Raw genomic sequence first — 3,366 nt, forward strand, 5'->3', positions numbered from 1 at the left:
TTGATTTCTAGTCTTTGATTAGATCGTTCTTTAAAAATTTGGGTATGTGATAGAAAGATAGACTGAACGTTACTTTCACTGGTAACGGCTCAGGCTAAGGTAAAATTTGTGAGTGGCTCTTAATTGAGTATGATCGAATTTTCGGCGAATGTCGTCTTCACAGTATAACCAGATTGCTTGGGGTTATATGGTCAAGTGAAGAAGCGCATACGGTGGATGCCTTGGCAGTCAGAGGCGATGAAAGACGTGGTAGCCTGCGAAAAGCTTCGGGGAGTCGGCAAACAGACTTTGATCCGGAGATGTCTGAATGGGGGAACCCAGCCATCATAAGATGGTTATCTTACGCTGAATACATAGGCGTAAGAGGCGAACCAGGGGAACTGAAACATCTAAGTACCCTGAGGAAAAGAAATCAACCGAGATTCCCTTAGTAGTGGCGAGCGAACGGGGACTAGCCCTTAAGTGGCTTTGAGATTAGCGGAACGCTCTGGAAAGTGCGGCCATAGTGGGTGATAGCCCTGTACGCGAAAATCTCTTAGTCATGAAATCGAGTAGGACGGAGCACGAGAAACTTTGTCTGAATATGGGGGGACCATCCTCCAAGGCTAAATACTACTGACTGACCGATAGTGAACTAGTACCGTGAGGGAAAGGCGAAAAGAACCCCGGAGAGGGGAGTGAAATAGATCCTGAAACCGTATGCGTACAAGCAGTGGGAGCCCACTTTGTTGGGTGACTGCGTACCTTTTGTATAATGGGTCAGCGACTTATTTTCAGTGGCGAGCTTAACCGAATAGGGGAGGCGTAGCGAAAGCGAGTCTTAATAGGGCGTCTAGTCGCTGGGAATAGACCCGAAACCGGGCGATCTATCCATGGGCAGGTTGAAGGTTGGGTAACACTAACTGGAGGACCGAACCGACTACCGTTGAAAAGTTAGCGGATGACCTGTGGATCGGAGTGAAAGGCTAATCAAGCTCGGAGATAGCTGGTTCTCCTCGAAAGCTATTTAGGTAGCGCCTCATGTATCACTGTAGGGGGTAGAGCACTGTTTCGGCTAGGGGGTCATCCCGACTTACCAAACCGATGCAAACTCCGAATACCTACAAGTGCCGAGCATGGGAGACACACGGCGGGTGCTAACGTCCGTCGTGAAAAGGGAAACAACCCAGACCGTCAGCTAAGGTCCCAAAGTTATGGTTAAGTGGGAAACGATGTGGGAAGGCTTAGACAGCTAGGAGGTTGGCTTAGAAGCAGCCACCCTTTAAAGAAAGCGTAATAGCTCACTAGTCGAGTCGGCCTGCGCGGAAGATGTAACGGGGCTCAAACCATACACCGAAGCTACGGGTATCACGTAAGTGATGCGGTAGAGGAGCGTTCTGTAAGCCTGTGAAGGTGAGTTGAGAAGCTTGCTGGAGGTATCAGAAGTGCGAATGCTGACATGAGTAACGATAATGGGTGTGAAAAACACCCACGCCGAAAGACCAAGGTTTCCTGCGCAACGTTAATCGACGCAGGGTTAGTCGGTCCCTAAGGCGAGGCTGAAAAGCGTAGTCGATGGAAAACAGGTTAATATTCCTGTACTTCTGGTTATTGCGATGGAGGGACGGAGAAGGCTAGGCCAGCTTGGCGTTGGTTGTCCAAGTTTAAGGTGGTAGGCTGGAATCTTAGGTAAATCCGGGATTCTAAGGCCGAGAGCTGATGACGAGTTAACTTTTAGTTAACGAAGTGGTTGATGCCATGCTTCCAAGAAAAGCTTCTAAGCTTCAGGTAACCAGGAACCGTACCCCAAACCGACACAGGTGGTTGGGTAGAGAATACCAAGGCGCTTGAGAGAACTCGGGTGAAGGAACTAGGCAAAATGGCACCGTAACTTCGGGAGAAGGTGCGCCGGTGAGGGTGAAGGACTTGCTCCGTAAGCTCATGCCGGTCGAAGATACCAGGCCGCTGCGACTGTTTATTAAAAACACAGCACTCTGCAAACACGAAAGTGGACGTATAGGGTGTGACGCCTGCCCGGTGCCGGAAGGTTAATTGATGGGGTTAGCTAACGCGAAGCTCTTGATCGAAGCCCCGGTAAACGGCGGCCGTAACTATAACGGTCCTAAGGTAGCGAAATTCCTTGTCGGGTAAGTTCCGACCTGCACGAATGGCGTAACGATGGCGGCGCTGTCTCCACCCGAGACTCAGTGAAATTGAAATCGCTGTGAAGATGCAGTGTATCCGCGGCTAGACGGAAAGACCCCGTGAACCTTTACTATAGCTTTGCACTGGACTTTGAATTTGCTTGTGTAGGATAGGTGGGAGGCTTTGAAGCGTGGACGCCAGTCTGCGTGGAGCCAACCTTGAAATACCACCCTGGCAACTTTGAGGTTCTAACTCAGGTCCGTTATCCGGATCGAGGACAGTGTATGGTGGGTAGTTTGACTGGGGCGGTCTCCTCCTAAAGAGTAACGGAGGAGTACGAAGGTGCGCTCAGACCGGTCGGAAATCGGTCGTAGAGTATAAAGGCAAAAGCGCGCTTGACTGCGAGACAGACACGTCGAGCAGGTACGAAAGTAGGTCTTAGTGATCCGGTGGTTCTGTATGGAAGGGCCATCGCTCAACGGATAAAAGGTACTCCGGGGATAACAGGCTGATACCGCCCAAGAGTTCATATCGACGGCGGTGTTTGGCACCTCGATGTCGGCTCATCACATCCTGGGGCTGAAGCCGGTCCCAAGGGTATGGCTGTTCGCCATTTAAAGTGGTACGCGAGCTGGGTTTAGAACGTCGTGAGACAGTTCGGTCCCTATCTGCCGTGGACGTTTGAGATTTGAGAGGGGCTGCTCCTAGTACGAGAGGACCGGAGTGGACGAACCTCTGGTGTTCCGGTTGTCACGCCAGTGGCATTGCCGGGTAGCTATGTTCGGAATAGATAACCGCTGAAAGCATCTAAGCGGGAAACTAGCCTCAAGATGAGATCTCACTGGGACCTTGAGTCCCCTGAAGGGCCGTCGAAGACTACGACGTTGATAGGTTGGGTGTGTAAGCGCTGTGAGGCGTTGAGCTAACCAATACTAATTGCCCGTGAGGCTTGACCATATAACACCCAAGCAATTTGCGTCGAAAGGCCAGATTGCGGTGTGTGAAGACGCAATGAACCGAAAGTTCGAGATCTTACAAAACACCGACAGCTGTCACATACCCAATTTGCTGAAGCGAGGCCAGCCGGCCACGACTCAGTACCCGAATTTCTTGACGACCATAGAGCATTGGAACCACCTGATCCCATCCCGAACTCAGCAGTGAAACGATGCATCGCCGATGGTAGTGTGGGGTTTCCCCATGTGAGAGTAGGTCATCGTCAAGATTAAATTCCGAAACCCC

At 51.0% G+C, this 3,366-nt stretch carries 2 rRNA genes; both read left to right on the forward strand.

Annotated elements, in window-relative coordinates:
- Positions 1-189: 189 nt before the first annotated feature.
- Positions 190-3,081 (forward strand): 23S ribosomal RNA (locus V3W40_RS34510).
- 152 nt (positions 3,082-3,233) lie between these two features.
- A 5S ribosomal RNA gene (gene rrf, locus V3W40_RS34515) occupies positions 3,234-3,349 on the forward strand.
- The last annotated feature ends 17 nt before the right edge of the window (positions 3,350-3,366 follow it).

The organism is Pseudomonas sp. AM8 (assembly GCF_036346475.1).
In the GTDB taxonomy this organism is placed as follows: domain Bacteria; phylum Pseudomonadota; class Gammaproteobacteria; order Pseudomonadales; family Pseudomonadaceae; genus Aquipseudomonas; species Aquipseudomonas marginalis.